Origin of the sequence: Nocardioides currus (assembly GCF_003057875.1) — a bacterium.
GTDB lineage: Bacteria > Actinomycetota > Actinomycetes > Propionibacteriales > Nocardioidaceae > Nocardioides > Nocardioides currus.
This window is the reverse complement of record NZ_PYXZ01000005.1, coordinates 107,725-124,611: the sequence shown is the minus strand read 5'-3', so window position 1 is coordinate 124,611 and position 16,887 is coordinate 107,725. Positions and strand designations below refer to the sequence as shown.

Sequence of the window (16,887 nt, the reverse complement as noted above, 5' to 3'; positions counted from 1 at the left end):
GACATGGTGTCAGACCTCCACTTGGGCCATCTTGGCCATGACCCAGCCGCCCAGGGCGAGGAACATGCTGGCAACGCCCAGGATGACGAAGCCGATCGGGGTGGTCCACAGCACCTCGATGTAGTCACGGTTGGCAAAGGACAACCAGATCATCACGAAGACCGGCAGGGCGGCAAGGATGTAGCCCGACATGCGGCCCTCCGCGCTCAGGGCGCGGACCTGGCGGCGGAGGTACTCCCGCTCGCGCAGCGTGTCCGCGACGGTGTGCAGGATCTCGGCCAGGTTGCCGCCGACCTCGCGCTGGATCCGGATCGCCATGACCACCCAGGAGAAGTCCTCGCTCTCCATCCGCTCGCCGACGCCTTCGAGCGCGTCGGAGATGTCGATGCCGAGACGCTGCTCGACGAGCGCGCGTCGCAGCTCGCCGGACATGGGCTCGATGCCCTCGCGGACGACCGTGTCGACGGCCTGCGGGAGGGACAGACCGGCCTGGAGGCCGCCCGCCATCAGGCCGAGGGTCTCGGCGAGCTGGCCGTTGAACGCACGCAGCCGCTTGGAGTGGCGTCGACCGAGGTAGAGCCAGGGGAGCGCGATCCCGAGCAGGAGGCCAAGGACCGACATGGCGCCGCCGAGGAGGAAGAAGAAGACCGCCGCGGTGCCGAGCGCGATGGCCGCGTGCAGCAGCACCCACTCCGACGCGGTCAGGGCCGAACCGGCACCCACCAGGCGCTTGTTGACCCGGTCCTCGAAGTCCTTCTTGACCAACCGGTCGGTGATCGCGACCGCCGAGTCCATGAACACGGCCGACTCGGCCGCCCGGCGCTTGCCGACGTCGTCGCCGGACCGGCCGTCGCCGCTGGCGAAGTAGGAGTTGAGGCGCTTCTCCACCGAGGCCTTGCGGCCGGTCGAGCCGGCGATCATGGCCCACAGGAGGACCGCGATCCCGAGGAAGAGGGCGACGGCGCCGGCGAGCATCACCGGGGTCCCGATCAGGGGCTTGGCGACGATCGTGGACTCGGGCTCGACCGAGACCGCCGTCGAGCTGCGGTCGCCGACGTTGACGAAGGCGGAGTCGTCGAAGGTGTCGCCGGCGCCCTGGACGGTGACGGCGACGTCGGCGTCACCGCTCACGCCCGGAGGCAGGCTGAACTTGACCAGCATCTGCTGGGCGAGGGCCTCGGCCTGGTCGGCGAAGAGCTGGCTGAGCGCGTCGGCATCGGCGGGGAACGTCTGGCCCGAGGTCTTCTCGGACAGCTCGACGAAGGGCAGTGAGTCGACCACCGAGCCGATCGACACGGCGTCGACGACGACCTCGGCGTCGGTCGCCTTCCGGGCGATGTCGGCCACGGTGGCGCTGCTGCCGGTGTCCGCCCCGTCCGAGAGGACGAGCAGCGACCGGGAGCCCTCGGTGCCGACCACGTCGATGGCCTTGTCGAGTGCGTCGTAGACGCTGGTCCCGGCAGTCAGGTCGAGGTTCTTGAACTCGTCGAGCAGGGCCGCGCGGTCGCCATTGGGCTTGATCACCGTGCCGACCTTGCCGGCGAAGGCGACCATGCCGACCTGGACGTCGGACGGCGCGTTGGCGAGGAACGCGGTCACGGCGTCGGAGGCTGCGTCGAACTTGGCGCCACGCATGCTGTTGCTGGCGTCGACGACGAGCATGGTCGATCGTGACACGTTGCCGGCGGAGACGCTGGAGACGTCGGCGTCCACGCCCTTGCCGTCGACCTGCACCTCGAAGTCGTCGCTGCCGATGCCCCCGCCGGGGACACCGTCGACGGAGACGATCATCGACACGACGCCGTCCGTGGACTCGACGTGGTCGATGCTCACCTCGTCGGCGGCGAGCGCAGGCGTGGCCGTCAGCAGCGTGGTGGCGATCGCGGAGGCGAGGAGCACCCCGGACCGGCTCCAGTGCCGGAGCGTCATCGACCGGCCCCCGTGGCGAAGACGGCCGGGTCGATCTTCACGCCGTGGTCGGCGAGGTGCTCGAGGAAGCGCGGGCGCAGGCCCGTCGACTTCAGGTTGCCCTTGAACTTGCCGTGCTCGTCGGTGCCGGCGGAGTAGTCGAACAGGAACACGTCCTGTGTGGTGATGATGTCGCCCTCCATGCCCACGATCTCGGTGATGGCGGTGATGCGACGCGTGCCGTCCTTGAGACGGGTCTGCTGGATGATCAGGTCGACGGCGCTGGCGACCTGCTCGCGGATGGCGCGGACCGGCAGGTCCATGCCCGCCATCAGCACCATCGTCTCGAGACGGGAGAGACCGTCGCGGGGGGTGTTGGCGTGGAGGGTCGAGATCGAGCCGTCGTGGCCGGTGTTCATGGCCTGCAGCATGTCGAGCGCGGCGGCGTCGCGGATCTCACCGACGACGATGCGGTCGGGACGCATACGCAGCGAGTTCTTCACCAGGTCGCGGATCGTGACGGCACCCTTGCCCTCGATGTTGGCGGGGCGCGACTCGAGGCGGAGCACGTGGTCCTGGTGCAGCCGGAGCTCGGCGGCGTCCTCGATGGTGACGATGCGCTCGTCGTGCGGGATGAAGGACGACAGCACGTTGAGGGTGGTCGTCTTGCCGGCACCGGTACCACCGGAGACGAGGATGTTGAGGCGACCGCGGACGCAGCCCTCGAGCAGGTCGGCGGCCTGGCGCGAGAGGGTGTTGAACCCGATCAGGTCCTCGACGGTGTAGGGGTCCTCGGAGAACTTGCGGATCGTGAGCTTGGACCCGTCGAGAGCCAGCGGCGGGATGATCGCGTTGACACGGCTGCCGTCGGGCAGTCGGGCGTCCACCATCGGGCTGGTCTCGTCGACGCGGCGCCCGATCTTGCTGACGATCTTGTCGATCGTGCGGCGCAGGTGCGCCTCGTCCGCGAAGGCGGAGTCGGTCTTGACGAGCTTGCCGCTGCGCTCGATGTAGATGCTGTCGAACGCGTTGACCATGACCTCGGACAGGTCGCTGTCACGCAGCAGGGGCTCGAGCGGGCCGTAGCCGAGGATGTCGTCGGCGATCTCCTGCGACACCCGGGCGCGGTCGACCGAGGACATCGGCTGGTCGGCCTCGGCGAGGGCCGTCTGCAGGGCGACGTGCACCTGCTGCTCCAGCTCCGTCTGGGTCATGTGCGCGTCGTACAGCTTGGGGCCGAGGGCCTCGACGAGCCGCGCGTGCACGATCTTCTTCACCGTGGCGAACGGGTCGCGGCCGGACTTCTTGGGGGTCGCCAGCGACGCCAGCGCGGTCGACTGGGTGCCGGGGGTGCTGGTCGGGGCCGCGGGCCGCGTGGCCGCGTGGGCGGCAGCCGACGGGCCCACCGGCTCGCCCGCGGGCGCCACGGGGGCGGCGGGCGGCGCTGCGTGGGACGGCACGTGCGCCTGCGGGGCGGGCGCCGCGGCAGGCTCGCGCGCCGAGCGCTGGGCGGCGGCGATGCGGTCGCTGAGACTCATGTCAGCCCCTCCTGAGGCGCAGGCGGGACCCTGACTTGGATCCCGTGGACACCCGGTCGTCGACCTTGACGAACGACTGGGCCAAGCTGGTGATCGCCTTGCTGTTGGCGTGGGACGGGTAGGCGCGCACCAGAGCCTCCCCGCGGTTGACCGCCGAGAGGACCTCCCGGCTGGAGACGAGCGAGATGTCCGACTTCAGCCCGAGCGTCGACTCGAACTCGTCGGTGGTGAGGCCGACCTTGCCGTCCGCCCGGTTGAGCACGAACTTCCAGGTGTCGCGCGAGAAGTTGAGGAGGTCGAGCGTCCCGGTCGCGAGCTTGAGGCCCTTGAGCGCCGGGATGTCGAGGGTCGCGACCAGGATGATCGTGTCGGTCCGGTCGAGTGCGGTCAGCGCGTTGTCGTCGAAGACCCCCGACGTGTCGATGACGACGAAGTCGAACATGCCCTTGAGGGTGTCGATCATCGTGCCGATGTCGACCGCCGAGGCATGGTCGGGGGAGTCCAGCCGGACCGGGGCCGCGACGATGGAGAGCCGGTCGGAGTGCCGCGTCAGGATCGACTCGATGGCCTGCTCGTCGATGCTGCCGTTGAAGGCCACCAGGTCGTTGATGGTCCGCGCCGGGGTCAGCTGGAGCATGATCGCCACGTCACCGCTGTTGACGTCGAGGTCGATCAGGCAGACCCGCTGACCGGCGTCGCTGAGCGCGACGGCCGTGTTGGTCGCGACCAGGCTCTTGCCCACCCCGCCCTTGGTGGAGAAGACGGTCAGCACGGTGGCCTGCGGCGCGTCCGCGGCCGCCTGCTCGGCGGCGACGTCGGCGCGTGCCTGGGCGACGGCCGAGGTGGCGGCGGCCCGCGCCTCGACCTCGATGGTCTTGGCGATCTCGCTGGCGACGGATCGGGCGCGGTGGACGGCGGTGGTGATGCCCGCCAGGTCGTTGGCCTCGACGACCTCACGCATGCCGCTGCGCAGGGCCGTGGTCAGGACGTCGTGGTCGACGGTGCGACGCAGGAGGATCACGCCGAGGTCCGGACGGTTGATGCGGGCCCACTTGGCGAACGCGGTGGCGGCCTCGACGTCGACCGTGGGGCCGATCACCACGGCGAACTCGTGCGGGTTCGCAGCGATGTGGGCGTCGAGCTCCTCGATCGTGTTGAACGCCACCGACCCGTGCAGCATGGTCTGCACGATGGCCAGCTGCCCGAAGTCGGGCTCGAGGATCGCGGTCACTGGGCAGTCCGGAAGATCTCGGGCATCAGCTCGTCGGCCGTGACGCCGGGCTTGTCGGCGATCTTCGAGTTCTTGGTGAGCAGCGCGAAGGACACGTCGCTGTTGCGGGAGGCGTAGATGAGCTTCTCCGCGTCCTTCTGGTCGACCGCGACGGTGAGGATGGTCCTCGGCACCTGCTCGACGACCTCGGCACCCGCCTCGGTGGTGGTCGTCTTGGACGACACGCTCGTCGTACCGACACCGATGACCTGCACCTTCGGGAGCAGCAGGCGAGTGTACGGCGGCAGCGTCTTCTCCGAGCCGTCCGGGAGGACGAGCTTGGGGTCGGCCGAGATGAAGATCGCCACGTCGGAGCCGGGGTTGACGAAGCCGGCGACCCGCTCGGGGTCGGAGAGCTCGACCGATACGGCCAGCTTGTCGTCGGGGATGACGAGGCCGTCGGCGTCGCTGAGGCTGCCGAACTTGCCGGCGAGGATCTGCTCGCCGGGGAAGATCATGCCGAGCGCGACGTCGTCGGTGATCGAGGAGGTCGTGGTGAGCGCGCCCTCGACGACGTCGGCGCGACGGACCTGCGACTTCTCGAACTTGCCGGCGGCCTGGGCGCTGGCGACGTCCTCGCCGGTCTCGATGGTGGCGGAGGCGGTCAGGACCTCGACCATCTCCTGGCCCTCGGTGGCTCGCTGGTCGATGCCCTTGACGTAGAGCACGATCAGCGCCGTGCCGAGGAGGGCGATCAGGGCGGCGACGAGGAGGAGGACGGAACGGCGTGCCATGTGGCGATCCTTCGCGGTCAGAGAATCCAGGGGGTTTCTTCTGGGGTGCGCACACGGCTGTCGGCGGCGTCGGATCCGCTGCGTGGCAGCCTCGGGGAGGACCCAGATTCCGCCCCAGCCGGAGAATCTAGGGCGCTGTCACGCCGGGCGTGGGCTAAACCGAACAAACGGCCCGACCGTAGTGTTCGCACCACCCGAAGTGACTAGTCGGGTGGTCGTTGGCCTAGTGACTTCGTGCGTGGCCCGAACGGGCCATCCCGCGGGATCAGGGCACGTAGAGCGACTCGACGTCGTCACGGAACTCGCGCATCACCACGTTGCGCTTGAGCTTCAGGCTCGGCGTCAGCTGGCCGCCCTCCTCGGTCCACTCCTCGCCGAGGATCGCGAACTTGCGGATGGCCTCCGCGCGCGAGACCGCCTTGTTGGCGTCGTCGACGGCGAGCTGCACCTCCGCGACCAGGTCGGGGTCGTCGACGTGGTCCGCCACGGAGCCCGACTTGCCGCGGGCCTCGGCCCACGCCGGGAACGAGTCGCGGTCGATGGTGACGAGGGCGGCGATGAAGGGCTGCCCGTCACCGACGACGATGCACTGGTCGATGAGCAGGTGCGAGCGGAGCCGGTCCTCCAGCACGGCGGGGGCGACGTTCTTGCCGCCGGCCGTCACCAGGATCTCCTTCTTGCGACCGGTGATCCGGACGAAGCCCTCGTCGTCGACCTCGCCGACGTCGCCGGTGCGGAACCAGCCGTCGGTCAGGGCCTCGGCGGTCGCGGCGTCGTTGCCCCAGTAGGCACCGAAGACCTGGCCGCCGCGGAAGAGCAGCTCCCCGTCGTCGGCGACCCGCACGGCGGTGCCCGGGATGGGGCGCCCGACCGTCCCGATCTTCTGCGCGTCGGGCAGGTTGACGGTCAGCGCGGCGGTGGTCTCGGTCAGGCCGTAGCCCTCGAGCACCGCGATGCCGATGCCGCGGTAGAAGTGGCCGAGCCGCTCGCCGAGCGGGGCGCCGCCGGAGACGGCGAACTCGCAGCGACCGCCGAGGGCCGTGCGGAGCTTGCCGTAGACCAGCCGGTCGAAGACCGTGTGCTGCGCGCGGAGGCGGAGCGGGACCCGCCCCTTGTCCCGGGCGCGGGAGTAGGCGATCGCCGTCTCGGCGGCCCGGTCGAAGATCTTGCCGCGCCCGTCGCCGGTCGCCCGCTGGGAGGCGGTGTTGAAGACCTTCTCGAAGACCCGCGGCACGGCCAGGATGAAGGTGGGCCGGAACACGCCGAGGTCGGCCACGAGGTTCTTGATGTCGGCGCTGTGGCCGAGCCGGACCCGCTTCTTGACCGCGCCGACCTGGATGATGCGCGCGAACACGTGTGCCAGCGGCAGGAACAGCAGCGTCGAGGCGTCGTCGCCGTCGAAGAGCCGGTCGAGCTCGTGCGTCGCGACGCCGAGCTCGAACATGAAGTTGCCGTGGCTGAGCATGCAGCCCTTCGGGCGACCGGTGGTGCCGCTGGTGTAGATCAGCGTCGCGAGGTCGGCCGGCGCGGTCGCCGTACGCCGCTCCGCGAGCGCCTCGTCCGAGATGTCCTCGCCGAGCCGGCCGAGCACGCTGACGGCGTTGTCCTCGATGGACCAGACGTGGTTGAGGTCGGCCCCCGACCCGGCCTCGCGGGCCTCGCGCACCCGGGCCAGGTGGTCGGCGCCCTCGGCGACGACGGCCTTCGCGCCCGAGTCCTGGAGGATCCAGCCGATCTGCTCGGCCGACGAGGTCTCGTAGACCGGCACGGTCGCCGCGCCCGCGAACCAGATGGCGTAGTCGAGCAGGGTCCACTCGTAGCGCGTCTTGGAGATCAGCACGACCCGGTCGCCGGCCTCGACGCCGGCGGCCATCAGGCCCTTGGCGACGGCGGTGACCTCGGCCAGGAACGCGGCCGCCGTGACGTCGGTCCACTCGCCGTCGACGTTGCGGCTGAAGACGACGGCGTCGGGCGCCTCCTGCGCGTTGCGGACAACGTCATCGGTGAGGTTTCCCGTGGTCGGGATCTCGATCGTCAACGGCGTGGCGAACTCGCGCACGAAGGCCTCCTAGGGGGTACGTCCGACCGCAGGCTATCGCTGCGTCCAGCCACCGTTCGCGGTGGTGCAGGTCCGGTAGGGTCACCGCCATGGCCGAACAGACCACTTCGTCGATCGTGATCGACGCCCCGCCGTCCGACGTGATGGCCGTGATCGCCGACTTCGAGTCCTACCCCACGTGGGCGAAGGGTGTGACGACGGCCGAGGTGACCGTGCCGGGTGCTGACGGGCGGGCGGAGCAGGTCTTCTTCGCGCTGGACGTCTCGCCGATCAAGGACGAGTACACCCTCGTCTACGACTGGGACGGCGACCGCGAGGTCACCTGGACCCTCGGCGAGGGCAAGATGCTCAAGGCGCTCGACGGCTCCTACACGCTGCGCGACCTCGGCAACGGCTCGACCGAGGTGACCTACGCCCTGGCGCTCGACGTCTCGATCCCGCTGATCGGCATGCTCAAGCGCAAGGGCGAGAAGATCCTGATCGACGCCGCGCTCAAGGGTCTGAAGAAGCGCGTCGAGACCCTCTGAGCACGCGGGCCCCGCGCGTGCGGATCCTCCTGTTCACCGGCAAGGGCGGCGTCGGCAAGTCCACGGTCGCTGCTGGTACGGCGGCGCTGTCGGCCGCCGCCGGTCGGCGCACGCTCGTGCTCTCGACCGACGCGGCGCACTCGCTGGCGGACGCCTTCGGAGCGCCGGCCGGCTCCGAGCCCACCGAGGTCTCGCCCGGGCTGTTCGTCCAGCAGGTCGACGCCCAGCTGCGCTTCGAGCAGTCGTGGGCCGAGATCCAGTCCTACCTCCTGCGCGTGCTCGACGTCGCCGGGGTCGACCCGGTGGCCGCCGAGGAGCTGGCGGTCATCCCCGGCGCGGAGGAGGTCCTCGCCCTGCTCGAGCTGCGGGCCCAGGCCCTGAGCGACGCCTGGGACGTGATCGTCGTCGACTGCGCACCGACCGCCGAGACGCTGCGGCTGCTGGCCCTTCCCGAGGCGCTCGGGTGGTACATGGAGCGCGTGTTCCCGGTCGAGCGCAAGATCGTCAGGGCGCTCGGGCCGGTGCTGTCGAAGGCCGCCAAGGTGCCGATGCCGGAGGACTCGGTGTTCGGGGCGCTCGAGCGCCTGCACGCCGAGCTCGACGAGGTGCACGCCCTGCTCACCGGTCCCGACGCCAGCGTCCGCGTCGTGCTGACCCCCGAGTCGGTCGTGCTGGCCGAGGCGCGTCGCTCCTACACGATGCTGTCGCTGTTCGGCTATCGGGTGGACGGCGTCGTGGTCAACCGGATCTTCCCGGAGGACGACGCCGACGAGTGGCGGGCCGGCTGGGTGGCCGCCCAGTCCGCGGTGCTCGAGCAGGTGGACGAGTCGTTCGCGGGGGTGCCGCAGTGGCGTTCGGTCTATCGCGTGGCCGAGCCGGTCGGGGTCGACGCCCTGCGCGACCTGGCGGCGGACGTCTACGGTGGGTCCGACCCGCTCGCTGCGGCGACGTCGGACGGCCCGTTCCGGGTCACCCGCACCGAGGCCGGTGCCGTCGTGCACCTGGCCCTCCCGCACGTGACGCGCGACGAGGTGGGTCTCGCCCGGCATGGCGACGAGCTGGTCGTCAGCGTCGCGTCGTATCGTCGGCTCCTCACGTTGCCGCAGGGTCTGAGCCGTCACCGGATCGCTGGTGCCCGGGTGGTCGGCGGCGAGCTCCAGGTCAGGTTCGAGGAAGGGGCGTCGTGAGCGACACCGAGGACGGACGCGACGCCGAGGTCGGCTCGCTCGCCGAGGAGACCGCCAAGCTGCTGGGCGCCCTCAACGGCTGGGCCCGCGAGCAGGGCACCGGGCTGGGGGACGGGCTGGGCGAGGCCGTGTCGGGGCTGTCCGGCCACGCGACCGCCGCGGCGCACGACCTGGGCGAGCACCTGGCGACGGGGTCCGCGGAGTGCACCGTGTGCCCGGTCTGCCGGACCGTGCACGCCGTACGCCAGCTGAGCCCCGAGGTGAAGGCCCACCTCGCCTCCGCAGCCGCGTCGCTGGTGCACGCGGCCGCCGGCATCCTCGCCACCGCCGTCGCCGACACGGACGGACAGCCGAGCGACCGCGGGGACGTCGAGCGCATCGACCTCGACGGCGCCGGCGAGGACTGGCCCGAGGACCCCGCGTGAGGGTTCGCGCCGTCGGCCGATGAGCGGGGACGGCGTCTTCGTCGGCGTCGACGTCGGCGGCACGAAGGTGCTGGCGGGCGTCGTGGACGAGACCGGAGCCGTGGTGCGCACCGCGCGCCGGGCCACCCCGGGCCGGCGGGTCGACATCGCGCACGTCGAGGACGCCCTCGAGGAGGCGGTGCTCGAGGCCGCCGACGGCACCCCGATCGCCGGCGTGGGCGTGGCAGCTGCCGGCTTCGTCGACGCGGCCGGCGAGCGGGTGATGTTCGCGCCCCACCTGCCCTGGCAGGGCGAGAACGTCCGCGACCGGCTGAGCCGGCGGTGGCATGCTCCCGTCGTGCTCGACAACGACGCCAACTGCGCGGCCCTCGCCGAGTGGTCGTACGGCGCTGCGCGGGGCGCGGCCTCCGCCGTGGTCGTGACCATGGGCACCGGCATCGGCGGCGCGCTCCTTCTCGGCGGCCGGCTGGTGCGCGGCGCCAACGGGATGGCCGGCGAGTTCGGCCACATGCAGGTCGTGCCCGACGGACACGCCTGCGAGTGCGGTGGCCGCGGCTGCTGGGAGCAGTACTCCTCGGGCAACGCGCTCGTCCGGTCCGCCCGCCAGCGGATGGGTGAGCAGCCCTCGGTGCTGGAGGACGCCACCGGCGGCAACCCCGACCGGCTGACCGGCCCGATGGTGACCGACGCGGCCGAGGCCGGCGACATGGTCGCCCGGGCGGCGTTCGCCTCCGTGGGGGACTGGCTCGGCGTCGGTGTCGCCAACCTGGTCGCCGCGTTCGACCCCGAGCTCGTCGTCGTCGGCGGTGGCGTGTCGCAGGCCGGCGACCGGTTGCTCGAGCCGGCGCGCCACGCGTTGCAGCGCTCCCTCGTCGGGTCGGCCCACCGTGTCGTACCCCCGATCGTGTCCGCCACCCTGGGACCGGAGGCCGGGCTCGTCGGCGGCGCGGAGCTCGCACGGAGGGCCGCCCGCCCGCACGGGTGAATGCGCGGTTCGGCCACGCAGGGACACCGGACGCTGGAACAATCGCGCCCATGGACGGGCTCGGACAGGTGTCGCTGACGCGACTGTGGCTGCTGTGGACGGCCGGCCTCGCCCTGTGCGCGGTCAACCTCCGCGACAACGTCTTCCTCCTCCCCGTCGCGCTGCTCGTCTCGGTGGTGGTCTGCCTCGTCTCGCTGTGCCGTGACACGGCGCGCGAGGTGTGGTGGATGTTCGGGGCGGTGCTGGTCGTCGCGTTCCTCGGCGTCGCCTTCGTCCAGTTCTGGATCTTCGCCAGTCCCCACCTCGACCAGCCGTGGGGTCCCGCGCTCGCGGTCGCCTACGCCGTGCTGGGCGTCGCGGGCGCCACGCTGCAACGGGGCGGTGGCTGGGCCTTCGCCGCCTTCCTCGCGGTGCACGTCCTGCTCGTCGCCGTCCTGATGCGGTCGATGCCCGTCGTCTCCGACGTGCAGGCCCTCCTCGACGGCGGGGCCGATGCGCTGCTCGGCGGCACCAGTCCGTACGCCATCACCGTCCCCGGCGTCTACGACTCGGGACACGACTGGATCTACGGGCCGGGGGTGCTCGTCGACGGGCGCATCACCTACGGCTACCCCTACCTGCCGATCCCGTTGCTCGTCGTGGTGCCGGCCTACCTCCTGGGCGATGTCCGCATCGCCGTGGTGCTGGCCATGGTCGTCAGCGCGGTGCTCGTCCGGCGGCTCGCGGACGACCGGCTGGGTCGGGTCGCCGCCGTCCTCCTGCTGGTCATGCCGGTCAGTTGGGCGACCAGCCTGAGCTACTGGATCGAGCCGATCCTGCTGCTGTTCGTCGTGTGCCTCGCGCACGCGCTGCAGCGCGGCACCAACCGGGCCGCCTTCTGGTTCGGCTGCTTCCTGGCCTCGAAGCAGTACGCCGTCGTGCACCTTCCCTACCTCTGGATGCTCGCCCGCGCCTCCGGCCGGCGCGCGGTGCTCGTCGCGCTGGCGGTGCCGGCGGTGCTGTGCTCGGTGTTCTTCCTGTGGGACCCACGTGCCTTCCTGCACTCGGCCGTGGAGTTCCACCTCAAGCAGCCGCTGCGCTACGACACGGTGACGCTGACACCTGCGCTCCAGGACGTGCTGGGTGACGGGGCGACCTTCCTGCTGGGTCCCTACGGCTTCGTGCTCGGCGCCGCTGCGTCGGCGCTCGTCGCGTGGAGGTGCCGACCGGGCGCGGCCACCTTCGCAGCCGGAATCGGGCTCAGCCTGGCGGTGTCGGTGCTGTTCTCCAAGCAGGGTCACCCCAACTACTGGGACCTCATCGGCGGCGCCCTGCTGGTCGCGGTCGTGACCTACCGCGAAAGCCCCCGCACGCCGCAGCCGCGCTGGCATACTCCGGCCGGTGACCTCGCCGAGCCCCTCCGGCACCGTGGCTGACACGGCCGTCGGCCCGGTCGCCGACCGTCGGGACGAATCCTCCGCGCGGAGCGCGAGGGGGTCCGTGGCGCGCACCGTGGTCGCATGCTGCGCACTGTTCTGCATGTTCCAGTACGTCGCCTGGCGACCGCTCCTCCTCGGTCCCTCGATCCTCGCGGTGCTCGCGGTGGTTGCCGTCCTCGCGGTGACGCTGCGCTGGCGGACCGCGCACGACCCGATGCTCGCCACCACGGCCCTGTCGGTCGGGGTGGTGGCGGGCCTCTTCCTGACGCTCGCGAAGTCCGAGTTCCTGCGCTCGTCGCCGGTGGTGGGTGGCGGCCTGGCCATGGTCCTCGTGGCGGCGACCGCCGTGTCCCTCGCCTCGACCGGCCGGCGGGCCACCGTCGGGTTCGCGGTGCTGCTGACCGTGCTCACCGCGGTGGCGGTCGGTGACTTCGCGACGATCGACATCGTCGTCGACGTGCAGCACCTGCTCGAGGGCGGGGTCGACGCGATGCTCGCCGGCCACTCGCCGTACGCCATCACGATCCCGAACATGTACGACGCCCAGGACGCCGCTCGTTTCTACCCGCCGGGCTCGATCGAGGACGGCCGTGTGATGTACGGCTACTCCTACCTGCCGGCCCCGCTCCTCCTCGACGCACCGGCGCACCTGCTGGGTGACGTCCGCTGGATGCACCTCCTCGCCCTGGTCGCGGCCGGCGGCCTCGGCTGGCGGCTCGCGACCGACCGGATCGGCCGGATCGCATCGGTCTTCCTGGTGCTCAACCCGCTCTCGACCACGGTGCTGACGGCCTACTGCGTCGAGCCCTTGATGGTCTGCCTGCTCGCGCTGGTGCTGTGGGGGCTGCTGCGGGGGAGCCGCTGGACGGCGCTCGCCCTCGGCCTGCTCTTCGCCTCGAAGCAGTACGCCCTGTCGTTCGTGCCGTCCCTGTGGAGCGTCGCCGGGCGCGCCGGCTGGCGGACGGTGTGGGCAGCAGCGGCGACCGGGGCGCTGCTGATCGGCGTCTTCGTCGCGACGGCCCCGCACGCCTTCGTCCGGTCCTCGATCGAGTGGCTGCTGCTCCAGCCGGCGCGCGACGACTCGATCTCGCTCGTCCCGGGGCTGGCGGAGCTCGTCGGTCCGGTGCCCGACGCCGTCCTGATGCTCTCGCCGGTGCTGGGCCTCGCCGTCTCCGCCGCCGTCGCGTGGCGCACCCACCGTGGTGCCACTGCGTTCGCGCTCGGCGTCGGGCTCAGCCTGCTGGTCACGATCCTGCTGGCCAAGCAGGCCTTCATGAACTACTACTTCCTCGCCGGCGCCGCGCTGCTCCTCGCCGTCGTCACCTGGCCGCGCGACGACCCGATCTCCGCCCGGACCACCTCGTGAGGCTCAGCTCGCCTCGACGCTCCGACCATCCGGCTGTGGTCCCGGCCGACCCGCCCCGGACCGGGTCCGGCGGCGGCCCGGTGCTGCGCACCTTGGTGGCCGGCGCCGCGCTGTTCTGCCTGCTCCAGATCGCCCCGATCGGCCCCCAGCTGGTCGCCCCCACGATCGGGCTCGCCCTGGCGGTGGGCTGCCTCCTCCTGGTGGCGACGCGTTCGCGCCGCCGCCACGACGCCCGGGTGGGCCTGTGGGTCGTCGTGCTCGGCCTGGTCTGCGGCGTCGCGATGGCCGTGGCCCAGTCCCTGTTCGTCACCTCCGGGTCACCGGCGACCATCGCCCTCTCCGTCGTGCTGGTCCTTGCGGCCGCGGTGGCGGTGGGGGCAGGCGGGCGCCGGGCCGACCTCGCCTTCGCGGTGGTGCTGGCGGCGTACGCGTTGCTGGCCGTCGGGGACCTGGCCCTGGTCGAGACCCGCATCGACGTCCGCCCGCTCCTCGAGGGCGGCCTCGACGCGACGTTGTCCGGCTCCTCGCCGTACGGCATCACCGTGCCCAACCCCTTCACCGCGGCCGAATCGGCGCAGTACCTCGGACCCGGCACCGTCGTCGACGGGCGCATCGTCTTCGGCTACCCCTACCTGCCGGCGCCCCTGCTGCTCGACCTCCCGGCCCACCTGCTCGGGGACGCGCGCTGGATGCACCTCGCGTCGATCCTCGGCGCAGGAGTGCTCGCGTGGCGCACCGCCACGGACCGGATCGGGCGCGCGGCGTCGGTCCTGCTCGTGGTCAACCCGCTCACCACGACCGTGCTGATCGCCTACTGGATCGAGCCGGTGATGGTCATGTTCCTCGCGCTCGCCGCCTGGGGGATGGTGCGAGGCAACCGGGCGACCGGCGTCGCCCTGGGGCTCTTCTTCGCGTCGAAGCAGTACGCCGTCTCCTACGTCCCGACCCTGTGGACGGTGGTACGCAGCAGCGGCTGGCGCACCGTGTGGACCGCGGCGCTCGTCGGGGGCGTCGTGGTCGGGGCGTTCGTGGTGTGGGACCCGCGGGCGTTCGTGCACTCGGTCATCGATTTCCACCTGGTGCAGCCGTTCCGGCGTGACTCGGTCTCCCTGCTCCCCGGGCTGGACACGCTCGTCGGCCCGCTGCCCGCGTGGATGCTGTCGGCCGCGCCATTGCTCGGCTTCGTCGTCTCCGCGCTGGTGGCCGTGCGGACGCGACCCGGTCCCACCGCGATGTCGCTCGGGGTCGGGCTCTCCCTGCTCGTGACAGTGCTGTTCTCGAAGCAGGGGCACACCAACTACTACTTCCTGATCGGCGCCGCGCTGCTCCTGGCCGTCGTCACCTGGCCCCACGACGACCCGGTGCCGGGGACGGCCGAGGACGCCTAGACCCGGGAGCCGTCGTCCCAGGGGTCGCGCGGCGTCTTCGACATGGTCGCCACGAGGTAGACGAACCCGCCGACGAACCACGCGATCAGCGCGTAGTCGACCAGCGGCGCGAGGTCGTACTTCAGCACCGACGCGACCAGCACCAGGAGCGGGGCGACGAACAGGCCGGCCCACGCCACGGCTCGCTTCGGCTCGGGGCGCGGGATCGGCGGCGGGGGAGGCGGCACGAACCGCTCCTCGTCGTACGCCGCCGGGCGCTCGAAGACGGGCTCGGAGACCGGCGCAGGCTCGGGCGTCGGTGCGGGCGTCGGGGCGGGCTTCGGGGCGGGTGCGGGGTCCGAAGGCTCGTCGAGCTCGACCCGGTCGCCGTAGTTGTCGACGATCGACTGCCAGGCCGCCTGGTCGGCCTCGTCGTGGGCGCGCTCGTGGTCGCCGGTGCTGCTCACGTCAGGAACGGTAACCCGAACGCTCAACCCGCGACGCGGGCGATGAAGTCGGCCGACTCGGCGAAGATCGTCGGCGCGTCGTTGTCGAGCGTGGCCACGTGGTAGCTCTCCGGCAGGCTGACCTGCGTGAACTCCCGCGAGGACACCGACTTCTTGATGATCGCCAGCGACGTCTCGTCGACGACGTGGTCCTCGACGGACTTGAAGAGCAGCATCGGCGAGGTGATCTTCGCGAGGTCGGCGCGCAGCGGCTTCCAGCCGTGCCACATCATCGAGTAGGCGGCCTTGAGCGGGGTCTTCGGGTAGCCGAACTCGTCGACGCCGGGCTTCTTGATGTCGTTGACGATGCCGGGGAAGGACCCGACGAGGAAGCGCAGGACCGGCAGCGCCTTCACGTCCATGCGCGTCGTGTTGACCGCCGGGTTGACCACCACGACCCCCGCCACGTCCTCGGGCCGGTCGGCGGCGAGCCGCAGCACCAGGGCGCCTCCGAGGGACAGCCCGCACACGGCCACGGCGTCGTTCTCGGCGAGCAGCTTGTCGAAGGACGCCGTGAGGGCGGCGTACCACTCGCTCCACCCGACCTTGTTGAGCTCCTGCCAGCGGGTGCCGTGCCCGGGCAGCAGCGGCAGCTCGACGGCGAAGCCCCGCTCGGCCAGCGACTCGGCCCACGGGCGCATCGACGCGGGGGAGCCGGTGAATCCGTGGCTGACCAGCACGCCGATCCTGCGGCCGTCGGTGAGCTCGGGTCGGGCGGTGGCGGAGAACGGCTCGGCCGTCGGCTTGATCAGCATGCGCAGATCATGCACCACGATCCACTGCGTCGAGGGGCACTCGCGGGCGGTCCCGGGGGCTAGGCTCACCCCGTGCTCTATTGGTTCTTGAAGTGGGTCGCGATCGGGCCCCTGCTCCGGGTCATCTTCCGTCCCAAGGCCTACGGCGTCGACCACGTGCCGGCCGAGGGTCCGGCGATCCTGGCGAGCAACCACCTGTCCTACGCCGACTGGCTGTTCATGCCGCTCACGCTGCCCCGTCGCGTGACCTTCGTGGCGAAGGCGGAGTACTTCACGACGCCGGGCATCAAGGGCTGGTTCCAGAAGAAGTTCTTCTCCGGCGCCGGGCAGGTGCCGATCGACCGCTCCGGCGCCGACGCCGCCGAGGGCGCGATGAAGTCCGCCATGAAGATCCTCGCCGCCGGCGAGCTCTTCGGCATCTACCCCGAGGGCACCCGCAGCCACGACGGCAAGCTCTACCGCGGCAAGACCGGCGTCGCGCGGCTCGCGCTCGAGAGCGGCGCCCCGGTCATCCCGTGCGCGGTCGTCGGCACCGACGTCGTCGCCCCCACCGGCAAGGTCTTCGGACAGTGGACCCGCCCCGTCGTGCGCTTCGGCCCGCCGCTCGACTTCTCCCGCTACGAGGGCATGTCCAACGACCGCTACATCCTGCGCTCGATCACCGACGAGATCATGTACGAGGTGATGCGGCTCTCCGAGCAGGAGTACGTCGACATGTACGCCTCGAAGGCCAAGGAGCTCACCAAGGCGGCCAAGGAGCCGGTCGAGCCGTCCGACGCCACGTCCTCGGCGAAGAAGGCGTCCTGATCCGTCGCGACCCGGCCGCAGCGGCCGAGGCCGAC

15 protein-coding genes are annotated in these 16,887 nt (G+C 71.4%); 8 read left to right on the top strand and 7 right to left on the bottom strand.

From position 1 onward, the window contains the following. Positions 1-9: 9 nt before the first annotated feature. The 5 genes from C7S10_RS12685 to C7S10_RS12665 all read right to left on the bottom strand — a co-directional run bounded on the left by C7S10_RS12685 (position 10) and on the right by C7S10_RS12665 (position 7,509). Positions 10-1,929, bottom strand: coding sequence for a type II secretion system F family protein (locus C7S10_RS12685; RefSeq protein WP_108344804.1), 1,920 nt, complete (start codon positions 1,927-1,929; stop codon positions 10-12). Beyond that, the gene (locus tag C7S10_RS12680) at positions 1,926-3,446 is read right to left on the bottom strand and encodes a TadA family conjugal transfer-associated ATPase (protein ID WP_108344803.1); all 1,521 of its coding nucleotides are present in this window, start codon (positions 3,444-3,446) and stop codon (positions 1,926-1,928) included. Before C7S10_RS12680 ends, C7S10_RS12685 begins: the two co-directional genes overlap by 4 nt. A 1-nt stretch (position 3,447) precedes the next feature. Then, positions 3,448-4,677 carry a CpaE/TadZ family protein gene (locus C7S10_RS12675; RefSeq protein ID WP_108344802.1) on the bottom strand — a complete coding sequence of 410 codons (1,230 nt, stop codon included), beginning with the start codon at positions 4,675-4,677 and terminating at the stop codon, positions 3,448-3,450. Further along, entirely contained in the window at positions 4,674-5,450 is a 777-nt protein-coding gene (gene cpaB / locus C7S10_RS12670; protein ID WP_108344801.1) for a Flp pilus assembly protein CpaB, read from the bottom strand. The genes C7S10_RS12675 and cpaB overlap by 4 nt, the downstream gene beginning before the upstream one ends. A 265-nt stretch (positions 5,451-5,715) precedes the next feature. After that, complete coding sequence (locus tag C7S10_RS12665; protein ID WP_108344800.1) at positions 5,716-7,509, bottom strand: AMP-dependent synthetase/ligase; 1,794 nt, start codon at positions 7,507-7,509, stop codon at positions 5,716-5,718. An 89-nt stretch (positions 7,510-7,598) separates the two neighbouring features. Here C7S10_RS12665 and C7S10_RS12660 point away from each other — a divergent pair, with 89 nt between their 5' ends. The 7 genes from C7S10_RS12660 (at position 7,599) to C7S10_RS12630 (ending at position 14,805) form a co-directional block, all read left to right on the top strand. Continuing rightward, positions 7,599-8,036, top strand: coding sequence for an SRPBCC family protein (locus C7S10_RS12660; RefSeq protein WP_108344799.1), 438 nt, complete (start codon positions 7,599-7,601; stop codon positions 8,034-8,036). Positions 8,037-8,053: 17 nt separating this feature from the next. Further along, on the top strand, positions 8,054-9,223 hold the full coding sequence (locus C7S10_RS12655; protein ID WP_108344798.1) for an ArsA family ATPase: 1,170 nt from the start codon (positions 8,054-8,056) through the stop codon (positions 9,221-9,223). Then, positions 9,220-9,648 carry a hypothetical protein gene (locus C7S10_RS12650; RefSeq protein ID WP_108344797.1) on the top strand — a complete coding sequence of 143 codons (429 nt, stop codon included), beginning with the start codon at positions 9,220-9,222 and terminating at the stop codon, positions 9,646-9,648. The genes C7S10_RS12655 and C7S10_RS12650 overlap by 4 nt, the downstream gene beginning before the upstream one ends. Positions 9,649-9,667: 19 nt before the next feature. Beyond that, positions 9,668-10,633: an ROK family protein gene (locus C7S10_RS12645; protein WP_108344796.1), complete on the top strand. Its 966-nt coding sequence runs from the start codon at positions 9,668-9,670 to the stop codon at positions 10,631-10,633. Between the two features lie 50 nt (positions 10,634-10,683). Beyond that, complete coding sequence (locus C7S10_RS12640) at positions 10,684-12,048, top strand: hypothetical protein (RefSeq protein WP_108344795.1); 1,365 nt, start codon at positions 10,684-10,686, stop codon at positions 12,046-12,048. A 103-nt stretch (positions 12,049-12,151) separates the two neighbouring features. Continuing rightward, positions 12,152-13,417, top strand: coding sequence for a DUF2029 domain-containing protein (locus C7S10_RS12635; RefSeq protein ID WP_108344794.1), 1,266 nt, complete (start codon positions 12,152-12,154; stop codon positions 13,415-13,417). A gap of 35 nt (positions 13,418-13,452) precedes the next feature. Continuing rightward, the gene (locus C7S10_RS12630; protein ID WP_108344793.1) at positions 13,453-14,805 is read left to right on the top strand and encodes a hypothetical protein; all 1,353 of its coding nucleotides are present in this window, start codon (positions 13,453-13,455) and stop codon (positions 14,803-14,805) included. Here the strand turns inward: C7S10_RS12630 and C7S10_RS12625 are convergent. Continuing rightward, positions 14,802-15,251 (bottom strand): hypothetical protein, encoded by a 450-nt coding sequence (locus C7S10_RS12625; protein WP_108344792.1) that lies wholly within the window; start codon positions 15,249-15,251, stop codon positions 14,802-14,804. The genes C7S10_RS12630 and C7S10_RS12625 overlap by 4 nt on opposite strands. Positions 15,252-15,274: 23 nt before the next feature. Beyond that, a complete protein-coding gene (locus tag C7S10_RS12620) occupies positions 15,275-16,045 on the bottom strand; it encodes an alpha/beta hydrolase (RefSeq protein WP_108344791.1) in 771 nt (256 codons plus the stop codon). Between the two features lie 72 nt (positions 16,046-16,117). Here C7S10_RS12620 and C7S10_RS12615 point away from each other — a divergent pair, with 72 nt between their 5' ends. Continuing rightward, entirely contained in the window at positions 16,118-16,852 is a 735-nt protein-coding gene (locus C7S10_RS12615; RefSeq protein ID WP_108344790.1) for a lysophospholipid acyltransferase family protein, read from the top strand. Positions 16,853-16,887 lie beyond the last annotated feature (35 nt).

Excerpts from the sequence above, each read along its gene's own strand:
- C7S10_RS12685 (WP_108344804.1), bottom strand. The coding sequence starts at position 1,929 with ATGACGCTCCGGCACTGGAGCCGGTCCGGGGTGCTCCTCGCCTCCGCG.
- C7S10_RS12680 (WP_108344803.1), bottom strand. The coding sequence starts at position 3,446 with ATGAGTCTCAGCGACCGCATCGCCGCCGCCCAGCGCTCGGCGCGCGAG.
- cpaB (WP_108344801.1), bottom strand. The coding sequence starts at position 5,450 with ATGGCACGCCGTTCCGTCCTCCTCCTCGTCGCCGCCCTGATCGCCCTC.
- C7S10_RS12660 (WP_108344799.1), top strand. The coding sequence starts at position 7,599 with ATGGCCGAACAGACCACTTCGTCGATCGTGATCGACGCCCCGCCGTCC.
- C7S10_RS12645 (WP_108344796.1), top strand. The coding sequence starts at position 9,668 with ATGAGCGGGGACGGCGTCTTCGTCGGCGTCGACGTCGGCGGCACGAAG.
- C7S10_RS12640 (WP_108344795.1), top strand. The coding sequence starts at position 10,684 with ATGGACGGGCTCGGACAGGTGTCGCTGACGCGACTGTGGCTGCTGTGG.
- C7S10_RS12635 (WP_108344794.1), top strand. The coding sequence starts at position 12,152 with ATGTTCCAGTACGTCGCCTGGCGACCGCTCCTCCTCGGTCCCTCGATC.
- C7S10_RS12620 (WP_108344791.1), bottom strand. The coding sequence starts at position 16,045 with ATGCTGATCAAGCCGACGGCCGAGCCGTTCTCCGCCACCGCCCGACCC.